Below are 22,848 nucleotides of genomic sequence, written 5' to 3'. Positions count from 1 at the left end.
CTCCGGTTTCCCGGAGTTATCCCGGTCGTACAGGCAGGTTGCCTACGTGTTACTCACCCGTCCGCCGCTAACCTCAGGAATGCAAGCACTCCATCGGTTCGCTCGACTTGCATGTATTAGGCACGCCGCCAGCGTTCGTCCTGAGCCAGGATCAAACTCTCCAAAAAAGTTGAAGATTGATACGCAAGCTCGTAAGCTAGCTCATAAAGTAAAGAATGTTTTTCGGACCCCATAAAAGTGCCTGAAATCAACTTTGAAGCTGACCTTCACTTTCATGGGATATTTACCTCGCACACAAACGAGTGTCACTGTTCAGTTTTCAAGGAATTTCTTTTTCATTGCCACCGCGTTTCAGCGGCGACTTTTTAAATATATCACATTTAAATATAAAGAACAAGAGGTTTTTTATGCTAATTTCTCTTTGTTTTCAAAAAAGCTGATTGCTCTAAAACAACAAGTCATCACAAATAATATTGGAAAAAGAAATGTTTTTGAAATACAAGTGAATATTATTTTGTCACACACCTACATTAAAAGCAATACCCAAATCATAAAAAAATATAAGCGGCCCCTATATTGCAACGAGGCCGCACTTTTAGCCTGTATTTAATTTTCATGAAGGGGGGGTTCCGTTTTTCCTAACTTATGATTTACATAACGTGCCGCAACAAATAAAAAATCCGAAAGGCGATTTAGATAACGGATAACAATAGGATTAACTTCTAACTGTTCTCGAACCAAAATCGCTTTACGTTCCGCCCGGCGCACAACGGTTCGTGCCAAGTGAAGGGAAGCCCCAGCCTGTGAGCCGCCGGGCAAAACAAAATTTTTTAGTACAGGGAGCTCAGCATCCCATTTGTCAATCATCTTCTCGAGTAATTCTACATCCTCTTCTTCAATTTTCCAGCTTACCTCTTTTCCTGCTGGAGTCGCAAGCTCTGCCCCAATATGAAACAACTTTGTCTGAACAACATGAAAAACCGAAAAAAACTCTTCCCATTCTTTTCCTTGCGGCATGTATGACAATGCCACCCCAATTGCCGAGTTCGCTTCGTCACATGTTCCGTAGGCTTCCACACGTGCATCATATTTTGGCACGCGAACCCCATATAGCAAACTAGTGTCGCCTTTATCTCCGGATTTGGTATAAATTTTCATACCTTTCCCTCCCACCATTCTATCCGCTTCAAAAAGTAAGGCAAAACGAGCTAATAGCCGCGCCGGCAATCAACTACATTAATCATCTCTTCCTTTGCTTTTTTGTCATAAGCAGCAAGGTTATGATGAAAAATTTCCAGAGCACGTTCCATATATAGAGGCGAGCGTCCAGAAATATGAGGAGTTACCAGACAATTTTCTAGTTGCCAAAAAAGTGAAGCTTCTGGGAGCGGCTCCTCGGAAAATACATCAAGCACCGCCATTTTCAGCTTACCTGCACGCAAGTGTGCGCTCAGTGCTTCTTCATCGATAACCGCTCCGCGCGCAATATTAATCAACACCGCACTCTCTTTCATCATTTCCAGTTCTTCTTTACCAATAAGGTGGCGCGTCTCCTCTGTTAACGGTACGATGACCACGATATAATCACAGCGCGGGAGTACTTTATCCAATTCCTTTTGAGTATACATTTCGTCACAAGCATGTTTGGGCGTACCACTCTTTGTAACCCCGATTACCTTCATACCGAATACTTGGGCCCGGCGTGCAATTTCCTCCCCTATTGCTCCCACGCCAAGAATCCCGAGCGTCTTTCCGTATAGTTCTTCCACACGTATGCTGCGATCCCAATTGTTATCTCGTTGATTTTTATACAACTCATTCGTTCTACGCGCCACCTGTAGCATTACACCAAATGTATATTCCGCCATCGGAATTTTGTGAATTCCCCTTGCATTTGTAACCAGAATACCTCTCTCCCCAATAACAGACAAAGGCATCAAATCCATCCCTGCGCTCAATACTTGAATCCATTTTAAGCTCCGCATCTCGCATATGTTATCCGGCGTTACATCTTCTCCGTACGTAACCAGTACGTCCGTATTCTTGACTTCCTGTTCCGCTTCTTTTATAGAAGCGAAAAAGAAGAAATTGTGATGGGGAAACATAGACTTTAGCTTCTCCTGATGGCGTTGGCTCATCTTTGCCGTAGATACCACCTTCATCCGCATCCCTCCTCCAGGCTATATTTTTTTTGCAACAAGAATTAGCTCTGTGCTCTTCGACTCAAATGGTTCTTTATAAAAGTTTCCATACCGACCTATTACACTGAATCCTGCCAGCCGAAGCAAATGATGGAGCTCAGCCGGAAAAATATAGCGAATATGAAAAGGGGTGACCACACGCTGTACTACAATCCCATTTCGATCCGTTCGTTCATATTGCCGTATAACTTCAGCAATTTGCTGAAAATGGTCATAACGGGTATAATCCCAGACGACCAAACGATCTTCACTTCCTGGAATACTATAGATACCGCGCGTCGAGCTTTTCTCATCTTCTTCATATAAATGCTTAATCTGAGGTACAAACACGTTCAGTGCTAATATTCCGCCTTCAACAAGATGTTTTCTCACCTGCCGCAGCGCTGCCATCTGGTCTTTTATGGACAACAAATGCAAGAACGAGCGATAAGGAATCATAATTAAAGAAAAAGTCCGCCCTAATTCAAATGTTCGCATATCGCTATGTACAAATTTGATTTTATCGCTTACCCGGGCCATTTTCGCTTTCGCCCGTGCTTTTTCAAGCATTCTTTCACATGCATCGATACCTACGACTTCCACGTCTTTCAGCGCCATCGGAATGGAAATGCGCCCGGTGCCACATGCTAAATCGACAACCGGTCCTTTCACCTCAAGAGCAAGCTCCGTATAAAACTCTACATCATGTTCCAGACCGGTGGAGATAATATCGTAATAATCCGTCCACTCGTAAGCCAAGCTCATATTCTGCGTTTCACCTTTCTTTATGATCTCCGACGCTGATTACTGCAAATTTTCCGAGATAAACGCAAGAGCTTCATCCACATGGCCGTCTACTTTTACTTTCCGGTATTCCTTCACCAGTCGGCCTTCTTTATCGATAATAAATGTGGAACGTTCAATTCCCATGTATTCTTTACCAAAATTTTTCTTAAGCTTATATACGCCATACAGCTTAGACACTTCCGCTTCCGTATCGCTCAGCAGCAGGAATGGAAGGTTGTACTTTTTGATAAACTTCTCATGGGAAGTCAAATCATCCGTGCTTACCCCGAGAATGACTGTATCTTTTGCGGTAAACTCATCCGCTTTATCGCGAAAATCACACGATTCCCTAGTGCAGCCTGGTGTATTGTCTTTCGGATAAAAATAAAGCACTACATTTTTGCCGCGAAAATCGTGCAGTGAAACATTTTTCCCGTTGCTTGCCGGCAGCGTAAAATCCGGTGCTGCTTGTCCAATTGCTACGTTTGCCATACTATATACTCCTCCATTCTGTAATAATAAATCCTTTTCTCATCTTACCAACTTTTCAGTCATAACACAAAGAAAAGAGCCGGCTCCTTATTTCAGGAACCAGCTCCCCGATAATGCTTCACACCGAAATTCCATACCATAACCCCCATGCAAAAAAATCCCCAACCTATTACAGGAGTAAGCAAAGTGTACATATAATATTCTTCTCGTTTCAAAAAGTACGCGGCTGGATAAATACCAACAAACGCAAATGGCAAAATCCATGTCAGCAGAAAGCGGATCACTTTATTGTATATATTAATTGGATAGCGGCCATAGTTTTGGATATTCCAAATCATTGGCGAAATGCCCGTTTTTGAATCAGAGAAAAAGCCGATAGCAGCAATAGCCGTATATACGCCGCCATACACAAGAACGGCGGAAATAACAAGTAAAATAAAGACGAACGGGTCATACCATGCGATATCGAGCTTCATATTCATACCGGCGTAAAGCATAATCACAATTCCCGTTACCGCTCCTGCCAGCGACTGCGGATCCATCGTCTCCAGCATAACCTGGAACAGGTTATGCGCCGGGCGAGTCAACACCCTGTCCATCTCTCCCTTAATAATGTACTTCTCCTGAAAATCCCATAAATTAAAAAAAGTAGAGAAGACCGCATACGGCACTAGAAAAAAACCATAAATAAAAATAATCTCGTCGCGCGTCCAACCTTTCAAAAGCGTCGTATGTTGAAATACAACAAGAATAAAAATAAGATTGGTCGCCTGAAACACAAAATCCGAAACAATCCCGTTTATAAAATCCATCCGATATGTCAAACGTGTCTTAAAATACTGTTTAAGATAATCCCAAAACATCGAAAGATAAAACATCCTCCGTCCTCCTTGCCTACGACACTGTACCAAGGTGACTGTCCTCAGTCTCTTTTCCACATTCCATGGTATGCTTTTTACCCTAAAAGTCAATACGAATAAGGCGCTAAAGCAAAGCAGACAAACGAACAGCAAAAAACGAAGCGCCTGAGTTGCCCTGTTTTATCGTATGGTCTCTGAATTTATGATTGTGTCTCCAGCACGGATAACATTTTTTTCGTTACCAAAAGAGGTACATCGGAAGTATATACTCTCCATTCATTCATCATCGGTCCTTTCTTAAGCATGACCATTCCCTTCACATGTTGCACACTTTGCAACTCTTCTCCATCTTTCACTGCTTTCAAGCGATATGTTAAGCCATTCACTTCCACGACAGCAATACGGTTCCATTTCCCGATAACCTGGGCCTCCAATTTGCCTTCACAGGTAATTTGTACCGTATACCCCTCTTCTTTGAGTTTTTGTAGTACAGCAACTGTTAAATCGTGCGTTGCTTTTCGGTAGCCTGTGTAATGCTTCGCTCCAATCTCTTTTAGGCTCGCAATATCTAAAGCCTGGAACGCGCGTTCTTCCTTCTCATTTGCCGTCCGTACCACCTCAAGCAACGTTTTATCAGAAGCTACCGCATTTTCCTCAAGGTATAGAGCATGGGAGAGCATAACCATCGCTTCGGCGCGTGTCGCATATTCAAACGGTTTAAAATATCCGCCCGGATATCCATTGATAATTTTTACTGAACTTGCTTTGGCTACTTCCCGGCTAGCCCAATATCCTTGTCCGACATCTTTAAAATGTTTTGCTTTCGTTTCATCAAACGCAACAGTGTAAGCAAAAGCTCGTGTGATAAGCGCAGCAATTTCACCTCGCGTAATATACCGGTTCGGACCGAATACCGTCCGGCCTACCCCCTTTACAATTCCGAGCGAACTTGCAATATTCACCGGCTCATAATACCATTCGTTCGGTTCAATATCTGAAAAGCTTATTGGGTCTTGTTCTTTATTTTTCTGCAACCCCAGTGTATTCACAAGTAAAGCAACAAACTCGGCACGGGTCACTCTTTTATCAGGTTGGATGGTTACTTGCCCCTCTCGATCCACATATCCTTTTACAATGTCCGCATGAATTAAATCATATAATGTATCAGCCGCCCAATGCTTATTAATATCCTCGGGTAGATAACTATTTACCGCTTTTATTTCCTCAATTTGATGATCGGTTGCCGCCAGTATTAGTTGACCTGGAGTAATCGCAAACGCTCCAATGAGCGTAGCAAGAGCAAGCATAAGCTTCAATCCGAAGTTTCCGACCTGTCGTTTCAACGCTTTTCTCCATTCCTTTCTTTGACATTCTATGAAAAACTGTATAATAAAGCGAATCATTTCCTTACTACCAATTTACATAATAAGCTGGAACAAGCCTTGACATTGTACTCTGGTACTCCAGAAATTATTTTAAGATATCCTTTGACCTGGAACCATAGTCATATTTTAGTAATCAATCTGAAATGATGTTCTTATAAATTCAATTTTAATCGCATTATTCATTGTGCAGCAATAACTAAAGGATGTTAAATAAATATTTTCGTAATTACTCTCCATAATTAACGTTAAATTTGCAAGTATCAAGACCTCTTGGAACTGTTAAACAAGGGGAATTTGCATTTCAACATCTGAATTTTCCTGTATCTGTTCATTCCGATGAGATTGAAATTGGTATATATTGGAAGGATGAAAGTAAAATAGCTAAAGTAGGCGGTTTATTGTATCACGAAGTTATTTCATGGGTAGTGGTACAGAGGCTCCGACGATTACTACAGGAATCGTTCCAGTAAATATTGATGCTTTACGGCAGTTGATCGGCAAACAAGAAAAGTATTTCCTAATAAGCAATAAATACAAATTCCCCCCAGTTGATAGTGATGAACCTCTCCCTTCTACGCTAAAACTTAGAAGATAGGAGACGGTATGCTGCAACTAGGGGAAATCTGATTATTTATAAATCTTATTTAAACGCTTGATTTCTTGATCGAACGCATACGCTTTTTGCTTAAATATTTTATGTTTCTGTTCCATTTTTTATAGGTTGAAGTGGGGGTTTCTGAACGATCCACCTCAGCAGAACAGGCGATCAGCGGGTTAAAGAAATACAAAAAACAAAAAGCCATAAGTTAAATTGACTGCTAACGAACAGCAAGTGTTAAACATTATCAAACATTAGCTTAAATGGATATTATAGAGTAGAGCTGCTAGTAGTAATAGTCAGTTCCCAGCCGCTAGCGATACTGCCTGTTGCTCTAACAACATCATCAATAACAAAAAGTCTCCATATGCCGTTTGGATTCGTAAAGTCATAAAGAAAACTTTTTTTATATTTTCTACATAGTATCAATAAATATAAAAACCTCTTCCTTAGAGTAAAGAAGAGGATAAAGGAAATGATTTAATTGACTAGACTATATGTTATTCCCTTAATAGGGAAAGGCACTAACAAAAAGAAAGAATCTTGAGATTGAACGAGAAAACTAATTTAACAGCAAATACAGCCAGATACGTCTAAGTTTCCACTAAAACTACATTCGCCACCACCCGTACTACATTGAACAGATATACTCGTTACTAAATCAACCGTCAATGAAGTCTCTATATCTGGTGCAATCACTTGTGTAATCGGAGTTGGATTATTTTGACGCGCTACAATCAACGTCACAGGACACGTACCAAAGTTTCCAATATCGATTGTTACAGTAGGAAGGCTTGCTGTAAATGCTTCATATACTGTTATCGTAGATCCATCACATATTCCGGTATGAAAGAAACTACTAAAGTGAGTGAAAACATCGCATCGTTTCTCTATGTTTGATGTGGGACATGAGATTACAGGAGTACCTGGTCTGCACATCTTTTTCATACTATTCACCTACTTTCTTATAATCATTACGTTTGTCTGTTTATAATTGTCAGCTTCATTCATATATTTTTTATTAGATGATATATATTGCCGAAGTGCTAATTAGCCCCTTTTGCAGAACAGTTAATCTAGCAACAAATGCAGCCGGATACATCTAAACCTACGAAAAATTCACATGTGCCGCCAGGTGTATTACTACATTGAACAGATATGTTGGTTACCAAATTAACCGTCAATGAAATTTGTCTATCGGGCGGAACAACTCGTATAATTGGATCTGGACTATTTTGATGTTGTACGATCAATGTCACGGGACAACTCCCAAAGTTATCAATATCAAGTGTCACAGTAGGAAAACGCTCTGTAAATACTTGATATATTGGAATTATTGCACCGTCACAACCCCTAGAAATAAACACGCTAGGAAAGTGAGTAAAAACAGTACATCTATTTGCCATAATCGCTCACCTGCTTTCATATATCATTTCATTTAGTTATCTACTGATAGTTTATTCACATATTTTAAAAATGATATGTCCTATCTTACTTATAAGAAACCCAATTTTAAGCTTAATGTCTAATAACATTGATTCAGCAACTGATTTTATCTATCAATAGTAATAAAAGTCCCGCCATCCAGATAATCGAACAGCGGGGTTCCTTGTCATTTACGCTTTGTCGTTTGTTTCCATGCTTGATGAGCAAAAATTGCCGCACCAGCAGCGGCGATTCTTCCTGTTGGCAAAATTAAAAACCCCCCGAACTTTCCCGGAAGGTTTCTAACCGATCCCCACGCCCCTCATATTAAACATAACATATATAAAGTTTTTATTTTCCTGTTTGACGACGTCTAGCAGCAATACCAATGTTTCCATTATTTATAATAAGAGATGGATCGAGGCAGTTAACTTGGCAAAAGCAATTCAAATCGACATTAACGCAAATTCCTGTTCTCGTTAATTCAGTAACATTACAGACAGCATTTATTGGAAGACAACAAATAGCGCCAGCGCCAGCTAATAAATCTACATTTGGTTGCAGCAATTCAAGTACCGCACAGCAATTATTATCAACACTTACGACTGTAAAGAAAGGTGTAACAAAGCAGTCTCCTGGCGCTGTTCCTGAACCTCCACCGATATTACCAAATGCAAAATGAAGGGTACCAGCTGTATTAGTCAGAACAAATGGAATCACACCATCATCACCATTATTAGGAAAACAACCTGATGTACACGCTGCTTTTTGCTTAGGTATAAGTTGACGTAATACCTTGCAAACGCAATTTACAGTGAACTTAACTTGTCCAAGAGTCCCAACATTTCCACAACATCCATTTATCATTCCCACAAACATCATCTCCTTTTCTATAGTTTATGAATAAGATGTAAGCGAGGAATGGACAAGTTTACATGGAATAATGTGGATTTTCTTATTTGTTTTATGAATATATAATTTAATTTCAATCCGGTCTTCTGAAAGTCTTTCACCCAGCATGCAATACCGGCCCCGAATTCCATGCAAAATGGAAACAGAATAGCCTCTTTCCCTTCCGTGGCTACAATGTTCTGTTATCCTTCATCCTATGCTGTCGCTTGCTTACGAAAACATAAAGCTGTACAGTCAAAAAGAATGTAAAATCCGCTTTAACAGACTAAAGGTGGTCAAAATGTGGTCATTTACCTATTTTTAAGAAAAAAAAGAAGAGAGAACCCCTTATATATCAAGCATCTTCTCTCTTCAACGCAAAACATTTTATTATCCGCCTTGAATAATCACATTCTTGCGGGCACGCCACCACATAAACCAGATCGGCAGCAGCAACCCGAACATCCAAGCTATCTGTATGAGCAAGGCCGAATAAATCTTCTCTCCTTGCATCGCTTCGGTAAATATCATCCCCGGCAAATAACTGATCGCCTGAAACGGCATAAACTTTAAAATCTCCTGCGCCCATCCCGGATAAAAACTGATGGGCAAAATTAATCCGGAAAACAAGTCGACAATTACGCGCTTGGCACGCATAATTCCTTCGTTATTATAGAAAAAGAAAGTCATAAGTCCGGTAATTAAATTGATTTGTGTGTTAATAACGAAACTTATCAGCAAGCTTAGCGTATACCAGCCCCATATCTCTGGATTATCTGGATAATCAATAGGAAAAATAAGGCTAATCACCAGCATGCCGGGCACCGAGAAGAAGAGAAGGCGGAATATTCCCTCTCCAAATCCTTGCATTAATTTAACTGTTAAATAATTATACGGACGAATCATTTCAATAGCTACTTTTCCCTCTTTAATATCGAGCGCCATTTCCCGGTCAATATTGTTAAAATAAAATGCGCGTGCCATCCAACTGATGGCCACGTACGTCACCATTTGCTGTGCGCTAAATCCACCCATTGTTGACTGACCGCCATAAATGGCATTCCAAAGAAAATAATACGCGCCAATGTTTATGCTATAGACAATAATCCCGCTATAATAATTTACGCGATACGCCAGCATCGTCAAAAATCGGATGCGGATAATCTCCGCGTACATACTAAGCATGGATAATACCCTCTTGATAAATTTTGCGGACAATTTCCTCCGTGCTTACCGCCTCGACGGAAATATCCTTTACTTCATAGCGGGAAATAATACGCGCAAGCAAATCAGACACAGCCAAATCCTCTTCCTCAAACACGGCCCGGAAACGCAAATCGTTTTCTTTTTGCCACGTTACAGGAAGCGAGCCCATCAACCTTTTCAATTCATTCAAATCGGCAGGCTTGGTAAATTCAATCATGACTTTCTTCTCGTTTCCCCATGTTGTACGCAATTCATTCAATCCGCCATCATAAATAATCTTTCCATTATCCAGCATAATCACCCTGGAAGACAATGCTTCAATATCAGATAAGTCATGCGTTGTAAGCAAAATGGTCGTACCATACTTCTGGTTAATTTCTTTTAAAAACTCCCGTATTTTCAGCTTTACGAGCACATCAAGCCCGATGGTCGGCTCATCCAAGAACAGAAGCGGCGGATTGTGGATCAATGCGGCCGCCAATTCGCAACGCATGCGCTGGCCGAGGCTCAACTTACGCACAGGCTTAGTGAGAAGCTCCTCTATCTCTAACACTTCAATCACATGTCCCATATGGCGCTTATATTCTTCATCTGATAATCGATACACTTTTTTCAGGAGCGTAAACGATTCTTGTACCGCGATGTCCCACCACAATTGGCTGCGCTGGCCAAACACTACACCAATAGTACGGACAAACTTCTCCCTGTCCCGGTGCGGATCCATGCCATTTACCCGCAAATAACCAGATGTCGGCATCAGAATTCCGGTCAGCATCTTAATTGTGGTCGATTTGCCCGCACCATTCTCTCCAATGTATCCCACAATCTCACCGGGTGCAATTTCAAGGTCGATATGATCAACCGCACGCAGTGTTTTGTACTGGCGGTTGAACAAATCACGGAATGCTCCAGCCAAACCGGGACGACTTATATACGATTTAAACTCTTTGGTAAGTCCTTTGGCTTCAATTCGCAACATGTATCTTCCCTCCGTTTTTGTTCCACTAGCTATCATACATCTTTCACAACAAGTTTTCATCATATGATAAAGTAATAGAGACGTAAAGTATTTTTATGACCAGTCATATTTACAAATCAGGGGGAATGAACAGTGGATTTTACGCGTTCTGAACAATTATACCAGGAAGCGCTTGATGTGATTGTTGGGGGCGTAAACAGCCCGTCCCGTGCATTTAAAGCGGTGGGCGGCGGCGCTCCGATCACGATGGCAAAAGCCCAGGGAGCTTATTTCTGGGATGTGGACGGAAATAGATACATAGACTTCCTGGCCGCATACGGCCCTATCATTACCGGACATGCCCATCCACACATTACAGAAGCGATCATTTCCGCTGCCAAAAACGGAGTACTTTATGGCACGCCCACTCCATGGGAAACGATGTTTGCCCGGAAAATTCGCGAAGCAATCCCGTCCATGGAAAAAATCCGCTTTAACAATTCCGGGACAGAAGCGGTAATGACATGCATCCGTGTGGCACGCGCGTATACGGGGCGAAGCAAAATCATGAAATTCGCCGGCTGCTACCACGGCCATTCGGACTTGGTGCTCGTCGCCGCGGGTTCCGGCCCTTCCACACTCGGTATTCCTGACAGCGCGGGTATCCCGCAATCAATTGCTGACGAGGTCATCACCGTTCCGTATAACAACATCGACGCCTTTACCCAAGCAATGGAGAAATGGGGTGATCAGGTCGCTGGTGTACTGGTAGAACCAATCGTTGGCAACTTCGGCATTGTAGCGCCGGAAAAAGGGTTTCTTGAAGAAATAAATCGAATTGCGCACGAAGCGGGAGCGCTCGTTATTTACGACGAGGTGATTACAGGATTTCGCTTTACATATGGCGGAGCGCAAAACCTGCTCGGTGTCGAGCCAGATCTGACCGCGCTCGGAAAAATTATTGGCGGCGGTCTTCCCATTGGCGCATATGGCGGCCGTAAAGAAATTATGGAGCAGGTCGCTCCGCTCGGACCGGCGTACCAAGCGGGTACGCATGCCGGCAACCCTGCTTCCATGCAGGCGGGCATCGCATGCCTCGAAGTCTTGGAGCAACCAGGTGTTTACGAAGAATTGCACCGCTTGGGCAAACTGCTAGGTGACGGGCTAAAAGAAGCGGCTAATGAAGCCGGCATCCCTGTAACGATTAACCGTGTAGTGGGGGCGCTTGCTATGTATTTTACAGACAAGCCAGTAAAAAATTACGATGACGCCAAAGCGTCTGACGATAAAATGTTTGCCCGTTTCTTCCGCGCTATTCTTGAAGAAGGGATCTGCATCGCTCCTTCTAAATATGAAGCATGGTTTATTACAACAGCGCATACAGAAGACGACATTCGTTATACGATCGAAGCGGCCAAAAAATCTTTCATAAAAATACTTAAATAAGAATAAATATTCAATTCATTTTCACATAAGGGGTGCAATTAAATTTTGCACCCCTTATATTTACACAAATATTATTACGAACCCACATCCCTGTCAAATAATATAACATTCATGAAATATATCATCATCAATTTGATATTTTTAGAAAAATGCACACCTGCATCCGAATAATAATATAATTTTAATCATATAAAATTCGTTATTAAACTATTATCATTTATATTCTAAATTATTAAAATTGTTATAGAAACAAAAATAAAAACGCTTTCAAATGAATATTTAACCATTTTATTATTGTCGTTAAACAAAATTCATGATATTCTATACTTACTTTTCCGACATTTCTGTTTTATTTTTGATTTATTTAACTGTTCATTCAAGATTTTATTTTTTTGGAAGGCTCAATAAATATATAAAGAAAAACCGCCTTTCCAATGTGAGAGAATTTTGTTTATTAGGAGGTGAAGGTCAGTTTAGCTGACCGAAACGATGAAGAGAGCAGATTTCGGTAATTTCCGCAATCATCTGGCAGAAGAGCACGACAGCTGTGGCATCATTGCTATCATTGAAAAGAACGGAAAACCTAACCGCGATAATATTTCCAAAATTATCGACGGTCTTATAAAAATGGAACATCGTTCGGGCTTCATTGACGGTGAAGGCGACGGATGCGGTATTTTAAGCGACATCCCGCGTGACCTCTGGGCGAAAAAGCTGGCTGATGCTGGAAAGCCTGCTGAACTGGCCTACTCTCCCTCTTTTGCTGTCGGCCACATTTTTATTCCGACAAAAGGGCATAACGTTCATAGCGTAATGGAAAATATCCGTAGCATGTTTACAAAAGCGAACCTTGTCATTGAACTCGAACAAATAAACAATGTCAACAGTGAAGTGCTGGGTAAGAACGGTCGGGCTGATGAACCCGTCTTCTGGCAGCTTGCCTGCAAATACACAGGCAATTATGTAATTGAAAAAGAGTTGTTCGAGCTTTTAATCGCGATCGAGAAAAAACATAACGTTCATGTCGCTTCTCTAAGCAACCACTCAGCTTCTTATAAAGTAATGGGAGCAGCCAACATTCTGCCCCAATACTTTCAAGATATTCAACAACCGGAATTCGCTTCGTCCGTCACTGTGGGACACAATCGTTATTCAACCAATACGCTATCTAATTTCTTCCGCGTGCAGCCGTTCACCATCATCGGCCACAACGGGGAAATTAATACGATTCGTAAACTGGAAGACGAAGGAGAAATGCTCGGTGTCGATCTGGTTGAAGGCGGCAGTGACTCGCAAAACATGAACCGCGCTATCGAAACATTAATACATCGCTACGATTTGTCACTGTTCGAAGCAATGGAAATGGTTTTTCCACCGATTATTAATGAAATGAAAAGCTTGCGTCCAGAACTGCAAGACTTGTATGTATATTACCGTCAAACATGGGGTCATTATGCACAGGGGCCGGCGGGCATCGTATCTCGTTATGCAAACGAATGTGTATTCAGCGTAGATGCGCTCGGTCTGCGCCCGCTCTGGATGGTGGAAAGCGAAGCATCGCTTTACTTCTCCTCCGAGCAAGGTGTTATACCGGTATATGAAATGGTAAGCGAACCAAAAGCGCTGGCTCCTGGAGAAAAAGTCGGCGTTCAGCTTAATCCGGGTCAACCAATTACAGTCGTTCCACACCATGAACTGCAAAACATCGTGTTGGAGCGCTCCAGTAAACGCATGGACTTCACCGGATTCCGCAACCAGCTTTCCTTCTCACAAGTGAAAGCTGCTAAAACGCCTTACGAAGATATTGAGACGGTTACCAATCAACAATACGCTGCTTATGGCTGGGAAAGAGAACACATTCAACTGGCGGAGCAAATGGCGTCTAGCGGCGCAGAACCAATCCGCTCTCTCGGCCACGATGCCCCGCTTGCAGCCATTGCCGAAGCACGACAAAATATTACCGACTTTATTAAAGAAAGTGTGGCCGTCGTAACCAATCCGGCCATCGATCGCGAACGAGAAATGGAACATTTTTCTACACGCATTGTGCTTGGCGGACGCCCGGGATTGTTCCCACAGGAAGGCAAAGCAACCGCTGCGCTAGAACTTCCATCACCTTTACTTTTTGAAGGTAAAGCGTTACAGGAATTAGCCGGTAAACTAAATACTGTGTCGCTTGAGCAGCTTCTCGAACACTTTGGTACGGACGCACATGTGCTTCCTGTTTATTTCACACGAGAAGAAAGCATTCCCCAAGCGCTGGAACGCATTGCAAAAAGTGCAGTAGACGCCGTGAAAAATGGAGCCCGTATCCTGCTATTCGATGACAGCATGGCGCACCGGGACGGACGTTACTGGATCGATCCGCATCTCGTTATCTCTAAAGCAGATCGCGCACTTAAAGAGGCTGGCGCAAAAGGAAACGGCAACTTGCGCCGCCAAGCAAGCATCATTATGCGCTCAGGAGCCCTGCGCAACCTTCATGATTTGGCGGTAGCATTCGGATTGGGTGCAGATGCCGTAGCGCCATATCTTCTATTCACAACGGTATTCTTAAAAGACAGAGAACATTCCGTTGAAAATCTATATCATGCGTTAAACAAAGGTTTGGAGAAAGTGATCTCCACCATCGGCATTCATGAGCTCCGCGGCTACGCTCGTCTCTTCTCTTCCATCGGGCTTAACAGCGAAGTCGCCGAAGTTCTCGGTATCGTAAACTTCTGCGGCAGCGATAAAGCTGGCACCTCGTTCGCAGAACTCGAAGCTGATAGTAAAGCTCGCTATGAAGATTGGAACAACGAGCAAGCAAAGCCGGCGAAAATTTTCCATATGTGGCCACGCATCTGGAAATCAATCGGCGAAGTGGCATCTGGAAGCCTGCCTTATACTGAGTTTGCCAACAAACTATTGGAGCAGGAGCGTGAAAATCCGCTGTCTATCCGCCATCTGGCTGACTTCGATACATCCAAGGCAAACAAAGAAATATCGCCGGAACAAGTTGATATCTCTATCGGGGATCACAGCCTGCCATTTCTGATTTCATCAATGTCGTTCGGTTCACAGAACGAAGTCGCATTCCGCGCTTATGCAGAAGCGGCCGAGCAATTAAATATGATTAGCCTGAACGGCGAAGGCGGGGAAATCAAAGATATGCTCGGAAAATATCGGAAAACCCGCGGCATGCAGGTGGCATCTGGACGCTTCGGCGTTAATGTAGAACTGGCCAATTCGTCCAACCTGCTTGAAATTAAAATCGGTCAAGGCGCAAAGCCAGGCGAAGGTGGTCATTTACCGGGCAAAAAAGTAACGGCAAAAGTTGCTGCCGCGCGTAACGCGACACTGGGTTCTGACCTTATCTCTCCTTCGAATAACCACGATATTTATTCGATTGAGGATCTAGCGCAAATCATTACTGAATTGAAAACCGCCAACAGCGAAGCAAAAGTGTGCGTAAAAGTTCCCGTTGTACCGAACATCGGAACGATCTCTGTTGGTATTGCCAAAGCCGGTGCGGACTACATTACATTGAGCGGATTTGATGGTGGCACCGGCGCGGCTCGTGTGCATGCATTACAACACGTAGGGCTTCCAGTGGAGATTGGGGTCAAAGCTGCCCATACGGCATTAATCGAAGCAGGACTGCGTGATAAAGTCGAATTATGGGCCGATGGCGGAATAAAAAGCGGTCACGATGTGGTAAAAATGATCCTTCTGGGTGCAAACCGAATCGGTTTTGGCACGCTGGCCATGCTGGCAGTCGGATGTACGACATGTCGCGGTTGCCATCTTGATACGTGCCATGTAGGTATCGCTACGCAAATCGAATCGGTGGAAGAAGCAAAAGAACACGGACTGCGCCGCTTCGTACCACGCATATTCGACGTAGCAGTCGATAACTTGAAGCGTCTCTTCACCGCACTCGGCGAAGAAGTAAAACGCATCACCGCTGAGCTAGGCTTTGAACGTTTACAAGATATGGTTGGACGCGCGGATTTACTTGTGCAAACGCGCGGATTAAACAAAATGGATCTATCCGCTCTTCTTACGAGCGCTCCGTTCCCACTTCTAAAATCCGAACGCGTGGAGTCGAAAGTATTGGTGGCCGTTGGTGCGGAGACGTATGAAGCATCGGATCAATACGCGTCTCCATATGCACCGATTAACGAAACATTTACGAACGTGCTCAGCGATCAACGCGTGCTCGGCAGTCGTTATTCCGGTGCCCGCGTAAAACCGTATCTTGACGGCAGCTATGTGAATTTGCCTGAAGTTTCGCTTACTTTCGATAGAGGAAGCGTGCCGGGCAACGGTCTTGCCGCCTTTAATGCGGAAGGCGTCTTCATCCGCGTGCATGGTGGAGCACAAGACGGCGTCGGTAAGACTGGATTTGGCGGACGCGTCGCAATTATGAAATCGCCGAACGCGAATCGTCAATTTATTAACGGTTCCGTAGGCAAAAGCTTCTGTTACGGAGCACAAAAAGGCCTATATATTGTGCAAGGCAATGCGGACGCACGCGCCTGCATCCGCCTCTCTGGAGCCGACGTAGTCATCGGCGGCGAATTGCAAGAGCCAATTAACGATCGCTTGGGTGGCATTGGCGCGCGAGCTAATATTAAAGGATTCGCCTTTGAATATATGACAAACGGACGTGCGATCGTACTGGGCGATCCAGGACCGTGGATTTGCTCCGGTATGACCGGTGGTGTCGTATACCTGCGCGTTCAGCCAGAAATGGGGCTTGATCAGGCTGCGCTTGAACGCCGTATTGCTAAAGCGGCTAAAGTCTCCTTGAAACCGCTTGATGCAAAAGGCAAAGAAGATGTCGCCTACCTGCTTGGTGAATATATAACCGAACTTAAAGCAAGCGGCCAACAGGATAAAGCCGCCAGCATCCAGAATTTAATTGATAACGCTGAACAGCACTTTATCATGGTATCTCCTGTGAAAGAGCAGGCCGACCCATCTATCGCAACAGAATAACATGATTTGCACGCATAATTTTCACCTGCAACTCCCATTTGTGCAGCGTGATTACCACCTATACCGGCAACCGCCCTCCTCCCAGGGGCGGTTGCTTTTTCTTGTTGCTTTTTTAAAGAAGCATGGTAATATACAGTATTAGCATAAGATACTATCTGGAGGGACTATGCGCGTCGGAGCACGTATTTTAAAAACGGCAATCGCTCTTATTCTGGCGTTGCTTGTCTGTCAATGGTTCAACCTAGAACCTCCCATTTTTGCGGCCATCGCTGCTACATTAAGCATTCAACCAACCGTGTACCGCACGCTGAAACATCTAAAAGAACAGATGGAGGCCAACATCATCGGAGCGGCGCTCGGAGTAACGGCGACATATTTTCTTGGAGCGGAACCTTTGATCGTTGGAATCGTCGTCATGCTGGTCATCATGATTAACCTTCATCTGAAACTGGAAAGCAGCTTGGTTTTAAGCGTACTTACGGTTATCGCCGTAATGGAAACGTCAAGCGGAAATTATCTGTATTTCGCCAGCAACCGCTTTTTGCTTACTATTGTTGGCATTTTCTCCGCGGCGCTGGTCAATGCGCTCTTCATTCCGCCACACTATGAGCGAAAACTGTTTAAGGAAATTTCCGAAACCGGAGAAAAATTCTCCGTGCTCATGCGAACGCTCATTCATAACGAAATGGAAGAGAAAGCTTTTCGGGAGGAAAAAGAAAAAATTAAAAAAGGCTTTAAGAACATTGAACAGCTTTATGACTTGTACACGGAGGAAGTTACAAAGCTAAGAAAAGTCACATACTCCAGCCAAAAAAGACGGGTAATTCTCAAACAAATGATTACCGTGTTATATAAAGAAATGGATATGCTGCGTACATTCGAGCGTCATATCTATTCCTCTTTTAAGCCTGGTCACCATTTGTTCCCACTGATTCAAAACCAGCTGGAGGCGCTGACAGAATGCCATAAAAATATCCTGATGACATACGACGGGATTTTAAAACCGCGGGAAGATTGGCACTTGCCAATAGAAGTTATCGAGAAAAACAACCTGCTACTGCATGAATTTATGGCATTATATCCTGAAGTAAAAAGCACACCGCAAAAAGAAGACGACGGACAGTGGCGCCATCTTTTCCCGGTGGTAGCGGAAATACTGGAATACGCCAACCAACTTGAACATCTCAACAAGCTAGTGCACGCTTTTTGTCACCACCAGGGGGAAGAAGAATAAAACCTATTGACATACTGACAATTTACAATTATTATTAGACACAGACAATTGAATTGAGTCATCTTATCACGAGAAGGCTGAGGGACTGGCCCAATGAAGCCCGGCAACCTGCTTTTACGTTGAAAAAAGCAAGGTGCTAATTCCTGCAGGATGAACCGTTTCATTCTGAAAGATAAGATCGTGAGTTTGTAATTCGTATGAACGGATCGCTCTCTTTCTTTCAGAAAGAGAGCTTTTTGTTTTCCTTAGAAAGGATGAAGAAATGATGAGCGAGTATATTACTGTCAGTTATTTAATCGAAGCAAAAAATTTACATAAAAAAGCAGAAAGCATTGCTGTTGGCATGACTGTCGGCAGTTGGACCGACCTGCCGCTTGCCCGCCAGGAATTGTTAGCCCCATATCTTGGCACCACGGGCAACGTAACAATTATGGAAGAACGAAACGGACTACAAAAAGGCATCATTTCTATCCGGTATCCTGTCGGCAATATTACTCCGGATATTCCGGCACTGCTAACAACTGTCTTCGGCAAATTATCTATGGACGGAAAGATTAAACTGCTTGATATCGACTTTCCTCCTTCCCTATTGAAGCAATTCCCCGGACCGAAATTCGGAATCGCTGGTGTACGAGAATTGTTAGGTGTTCATGATCGTCCACTCTTAATGAGTATTTTCAAATCTTGTCTCGGCCTTCCGCTCGGCGAACTGGAAACGCAATTCGCCGCTCAAGTTGAGGGCGGTGTCGATTTAGTAAAAGACGATGAAATTTTCTTCGTGGATGACAAAGCGCCGCTTGCGAACCGTCTGACCGCTTACAACCGCATCATTGAAGCGTCCGGGCGTACCGTGCTGTACGCGGCCAACCTGACCGGGCCGGTTCACCAGCTGGTGGACAAAGCAAAATACGCGATTGAAAAAGGAGCCAACTGTTTACTCTTAAACGTATTGCCTTACGGCTTTGACATTCTACATCGCTTGGCGGCTGACCCGGATATTAATGTGCCGCTCATGGCACATCCGGCAATGGCGGGAGCATTCTACGCATCAGATGAATACGGAATCGCGTCTCCTCTTCTGCTTGGCAAACTGATGCGGCTCGCCGGAGCGGATATGATTTTGTATCCTTCGCCGTACGGTTCAGTGGCACTAAAGCAAAGCGAAGCGCTAGCAATCGCGGAACATGCTCGCATATCCAATGATGTTCATAAATCCTCCTTCCCAGTGCCATCCGCCGGCATCCATCCAGGACTGGTCGGCAAACTGTATGATGACTTCGGCATGGATGTAATTGTAAACGCGGGCGGGGGTATACATGGCCATCCAGGTGGCGCGGCCGATGGAGCACGTGCGTTCCGCGCTGCCATCAACACGGTGGTGCAAGGCAAAACGCTCGCCGAGGGAGCAAAAGTAAGCAAGCCGCTTGCCATAGCGCTCGAAAAATGGGGAGGGGCATAATATGGAGAAGCAAATTGTTATTTTTTGCGATTTTGACGGTACGATTACCGAAAAAGACAATATCATCAATATTATGCAACATTTCGTCCCTGAAGAGCAGTGGAAACCGATTGTAGACGACATTTTTGCGAAAAAACGGAGCTTGCGCAACGGAGTATACGCCCTATTTCAACTCGTTCCTAGCTCGCTCCGCCGCGAAATTACGGACTTTGTGCTAAGCCGCGCGCGTATCCGTGACGGCTTCGGCGAGTTCGTCGATTACTGCCATAAACAAAATATTAAGTTACTGGTAACAAGCAATGGTATTGATTTTTTTATCGAACCGCTTCTTTCACCTTATGCAAAAAAAATCGATACAATTTATTGCAACAAAAGCAATTTTTCCGGCGAAAACGTAGAGATTATCTACCCATATCCGTGTGACGAACACTGCAACGTCGACTGCGGAATGTGCAAGACAACGATCATCCGCAAATATAAAAGCGAAAAATATTTCAAGGTTGTCATCGGAGATAGCATTACCGACCTAGAAGGCGCGAAAATCACAGACACCGTAATCGCCCGCTCTTATCTCGCTGAAAAATGCCAAGAACTCGGCATTAAATATAAAACATTTTCCACATTCCACGACTGTATCGAGGCTTTAGATCATCTTATACGACGAACGGAGGTTACACAATGAGCGCGTACACTCATGAAATTCGCCAGCAAGTCTTTCAACAGTTGGATCAGGTAAAGCTCGCGTTTGCTGCCAGGGGCTGGTTCCCTGGCACAAGCGGCAACCTGTCTATCAAAATCAGTTCCGCCCCGTTATTGGTTGCGGTAACAGCAAGCGGAAAAGATAAAACGGTCTGCACCCCGCACGATTATCTGGTGGTGGACGAAAATAGCAAACCATATGAAGCAACAACTCTGAAGCCGTCTGCTGAAACTCAAATTCACACAGCAATCTATCGCAATATTCCGGAAATAGGTGCCGTATTCCATGTGCATACCGTTCCCAACAATATCGTATCCGAACTATACGGTAATCAAGGATACGTGACGCTGCGCAATCAAGAGCTCATTAAAGGATTGGGTATCTGGGAAGAAGGCGCAGAAATTCAAATTCCGATCGTAGAAAATTACGCCAATATTCCGCGTCTGGCCAAAGAAGTGGAACGCGTACTTAATCCGCAGGTACCAGGTGTGCTTATCCGCAATCACGGCATTTACGCATGGGGTAAAAATGATTTTGAAGCCAAACGTCATCTTGAAGCTTTTGAATTTCTGTTCGCTTATCATCTGCAATGGCTTCAAGTGCAGCATATTGCCGTACAACTTGCGGAACAACATGCTATTCAACCGCACAATCCGCTGACATACCGAACCGCCGGTCAGCTATAATTTACAAACAATAAAACGAATATTCGGAAGAGAGGGAAAAATAATGGCTTATATCACATTTTTAGACACAAAACAACAAATCGTAAAAGGCAACGAAGTGAAAGAATTTTTGAGTACACAGGATGTTATTTACGAAAAGTGGAGCGTTGACCGTCTGGATGAGAATTTGAAGAAAAACTACTCGCTTACCGCTGAAGAAAAACAGCAAATTATCGAAGCATTCCGCGCGGAAATTGATGATTTAAGCGCACGCCGCGGCTATAAAACGGAAGACATTGTTGTTCTGTCCGACGCGACACCAAATCTGGATGCGCTGCTCGACAAATTTAAAGAAGAACACCATCACACGGATGACGAAGTCCGCTTCTGCGTTGACGGACACGGCATTTTCACGCTGAAAGGCAAAGACGGACGTTACTTCGACATAGTTATGGAACCGGGCGATTTAATTTCCGTTCCCGCATACACCCGCCACTGGTTTACGCTTTGCGAGGACCGGAAAATCAAATGCATCCGTATTTTTGTGACTCCGGCCGGATGGGAAGCGATTTATGAAGAAAACGAAGTACCAGCAAATTAATTCTTTTATACTCGTATGCTAGCGTTTGTTGCCGCTCGTCCTTTTTCCACGTAGAGGGTGTTGCAAAACTTCATTATTAAATTTAACCTTTACCATTCAGCGATTATTAGTTTTACAACACCATCATTAACTTAATGGGTTTTTGGTTAAACCTTTTGTAAAGAAATTTTTTAACATAACACGCGAGAAGTCCCCTTCCTCCACGCCTCCGGCGTAGGTGGGGGAGGTTCATTATCTATTGGATAAGGGAGATGACCAAGATACTTGCATGGAAAAAAGGGGCATCCCCTTCTTCTTCCCTCAAACCACGGAAGAATGTCAATATATCAATTATGATTTATATAGAGTTTAGACACTGTTTCTTTAATACGGGCCAGCATTTGTTTACGTTCATCATCAGATACATGATGAATATTATCTAAGATCAGATGTTCCATTACTTGAATACCGCAATAATCAAGAATCCCGACATCTACAGCGGCTTTAAATGCACTATCCAAAGAGCGTTTTTGCAGCGATTCTTTTGTAGCGGATGCCGTTTCGATGACCAGGGCTTTTTTGGCGCCTAGCAATTTTTCATGCCCATTTTCTGTGTACTGGTAAGCAAATCCGCTCGTTAACACGCGGTCATAATATCCCTTCAATATAGCCGGAGGCCCTGCCCACCAAACCGGATAGATGATAACCAAGAGGTCAGCCCACTTAATATGCTTCTGTTCTTCAACAATGTCTTCAGGCACTTCCCCTCTCTCCCATAAAGCCATCTCATCAGTTGTCAAGACAGGCTGGAAATTCGCCGCGTATAAATCCCGGATGCGAGTTTCCACTCCTTTCGATTCCAGGGCTTTCTGAACTTCATCCCGAATCGCTGAGTTAAAGCTATCTTGATTGTTTGGATGCGCAAACAAAAGTAATGCTTTCATGAAAAATCTCCTTCCTTTTGATCATATTCAAAATAACTTTTCATAAGTTCATTTAT

At 43.6% G+C, this 22,848-nt stretch carries 17 protein-coding genes, 1 rRNA gene and 1 riboswitch; of the genes, 7 read left to right on the top strand and 11 right to left on the bottom strand.

The features are described from left to right. The 10 genes from BLR88_RS09175 to BLR88_RS09125 all read right to left on the bottom strand — a co-directional run. A 16S ribosomal RNA gene (locus tag BLR88_RS09175) occupies window positions 1–167 on the bottom strand; the annotation flags it as partial. 439 nt (window positions 168–606) lie between these two features. Next, window positions 607–1,158 carry a cob(I)yrinic acid a,c-diamide adenosyltransferase gene (locus BLR88_RS09165; RefSeq protein ID WP_057899783.1) on the bottom strand — a complete coding sequence of 184 codons (552 nt, stop codon included), beginning with the start codon at window positions 1,156–1,158 and terminating at the stop codon, window positions 607–609. Between the two features lie 50 nt (window positions 1,159–1,208). Further along, a complete protein-coding gene (locus BLR88_RS09160) occupies window positions 1,209–2,162 on the bottom strand; it encodes a D-2-hydroxyacid dehydrogenase (RefSeq protein ID WP_057899784.1) in 954 nt (317 codons plus the stop codon). Between the two features lie 18 nt (window positions 2,163–2,180). Then, a complete protein-coding gene (locus BLR88_RS09155) occupies window positions 2,181–2,945 on the bottom strand; it encodes a class I SAM-dependent methyltransferase (protein ID WP_057899785.1) in 765 nt (254 codons plus the stop codon). Between the two features lie 39 nt (window positions 2,946–2,984). Beyond that, entirely contained in the window at window positions 2,985–3,458 is a 474-nt protein-coding gene (gene bcp / locus BLR88_RS09150; protein ID WP_057899786.1) for a thioredoxin-dependent thiol peroxidase, read from the bottom strand. 92 nt (window positions 3,459–3,550) lie between these two features. Beyond that, a complete protein-coding gene (locus BLR88_RS09145) occupies window positions 3,551–4,336 on the bottom strand; it encodes an ABC transporter permease (RefSeq protein ID WP_057899787.1) in 786 nt (261 codons plus the stop codon). 182 nt (window positions 4,337–4,518) lie between these two features. Then, a complete protein-coding gene (locus BLR88_RS09140; protein WP_162265047.1) occupies window positions 4,519–5,661 on the bottom strand; it encodes an S-layer homology domain-containing protein in 1,143 nt (380 codons plus the stop codon). Between the two features lie 2,416 nt (window positions 5,662–8,077). After that, window positions 8,078–8,593 (bottom strand): CotY/CotZ family spore coat protein, encoded by a 516-nt coding sequence (locus tag BLR88_RS09135; protein ID WP_236782035.1) that lies wholly within the window; start codon window positions 8,591–8,593, stop codon window positions 8,078–8,080. Between the two features lie 414 nt (window positions 8,594–9,007). Next, complete coding sequence (locus tag BLR88_RS09130; protein ID WP_082706099.1) at window positions 9,008–9,802, bottom strand: ABC transporter permease; 795 nt, start codon at window positions 9,800–9,802, stop codon at window positions 9,008–9,010. Then, complete coding sequence (locus tag BLR88_RS09125) at window positions 9,795–10,802, bottom strand: ABC transporter ATP-binding protein (RefSeq protein ID WP_057899791.1); 1,008 nt, start codon at window positions 10,800–10,802, stop codon at window positions 9,795–9,797. Before BLR88_RS09125 ends, BLR88_RS09130 begins: the two co-directional genes overlap by 8 nt. Before the next feature lie 132 nt (window positions 10,803–10,934). Between BLR88_RS09125 and BLR88_RS09120 the strand changes: the two genes are divergently transcribed. From BLR88_RS09120 to BLR88_RS09090, 7 genes are all read left to right on the top strand, one after another. After that, complete coding sequence (locus tag BLR88_RS09120; RefSeq protein WP_057899792.1) at window positions 10,935–12,227, top strand: glutamate-1-semialdehyde 2,1-aminomutase; 1,293 nt, start codon at window positions 10,935–10,937, stop codon at window positions 12,225–12,227. 489 nt (window positions 12,228–12,716) lie between these two features. Next, window positions 12,717–17,210: a glutamate synthase-related protein gene (locus BLR88_RS09115; RefSeq protein WP_091260482.1), complete on the top strand. Its 4,494-nt coding sequence runs from the start codon at window positions 12,717–12,719 to the stop codon at window positions 17,208–17,210. A 166-nt stretch (window positions 17,211–17,376) separates the two neighbouring features. Next, window positions 17,377–18,444: an FUSC family protein gene (locus BLR88_RS09110; RefSeq protein ID WP_057899794.1), complete on the top strand. Its 1,068-nt coding sequence runs from the start codon at window positions 17,377–17,379 to the stop codon at window positions 18,442–18,444. A gap of 60 nt (window positions 18,445–18,504) precedes the next feature. Beyond that, window positions 18,505–18,623, top strand: a riboswitch (SAM riboswitch). Between the two features lie 83 nt (window positions 18,624–18,706). After that, window positions 18,707–19,903, top strand: a complete 1,197-nt coding sequence (locus BLR88_RS09105) for a 2,3-diketo-5-methylthiopentyl-1-phosphate enolase (RefSeq protein ID WP_091260481.1) — start codon at window positions 18,707–18,709, stop codon at window positions 19,901–19,903. A 1-nt stretch (window position 19,904) separates the two neighbouring features. Next, window positions 19,905–20,585, top strand: coding sequence for a 2-hydroxy-3-keto-5-methylthiopentenyl-1-phosphate phosphatase (locus tag BLR88_RS09100; RefSeq protein ID WP_057899796.1), 681 nt, complete (start codon window positions 19,905–19,907; stop codon window positions 20,583–20,585). Then, complete coding sequence (locus tag BLR88_RS09095) at window positions 20,582–21,289, top strand: methylthioribulose 1-phosphate dehydratase (RefSeq protein ID WP_057899797.1); 708 nt, start codon at window positions 20,582–20,584, stop codon at window positions 21,287–21,289. The genes BLR88_RS09100 and BLR88_RS09095 overlap by 4 nt, the downstream gene beginning before the upstream one ends. 43 nt (window positions 21,290–21,332) lie before the next feature. Continuing rightward, the gene (locus BLR88_RS09090; RefSeq protein WP_057899798.1) at window positions 21,333–21,869 is read left to right on the top strand and encodes a 1,2-dihydroxy-3-keto-5-methylthiopentene dioxygenase; all 537 of its coding nucleotides are present in this window, start codon (window positions 21,333–21,335) and stop codon (window positions 21,867–21,869) included. Window positions 21,870–22,195: 326 nt separating this feature from the next. On the opposite strand, the gene BLR88_RS09085 is transcribed toward BLR88_RS09090, so the two are convergent. Continuing rightward, window positions 22,196–22,792 carry an NAD(P)H-dependent oxidoreductase gene (locus BLR88_RS09085; RefSeq protein ID WP_057899799.1) on the bottom strand — a complete coding sequence of 199 codons (597 nt, stop codon included), beginning with the start codon at window positions 22,790–22,792 and terminating at the stop codon, window positions 22,196–22,198. Between the last annotated feature and the right edge of the window lie 56 nt (window positions 22,793–22,848).

The organism is Aneurinibacillus thermoaerophilus (genome assembly GCF_900099925.1).
Classification (GTDB): domain Bacteria; phylum Bacillota; class Bacilli; order Aneurinibacillales; family Aneurinibacillaceae; genus Aneurinibacillus; species Aneurinibacillus thermoaerophilus.
This window is presented reverse-complemented; position numbering and strand designations above follow the sequence as displayed.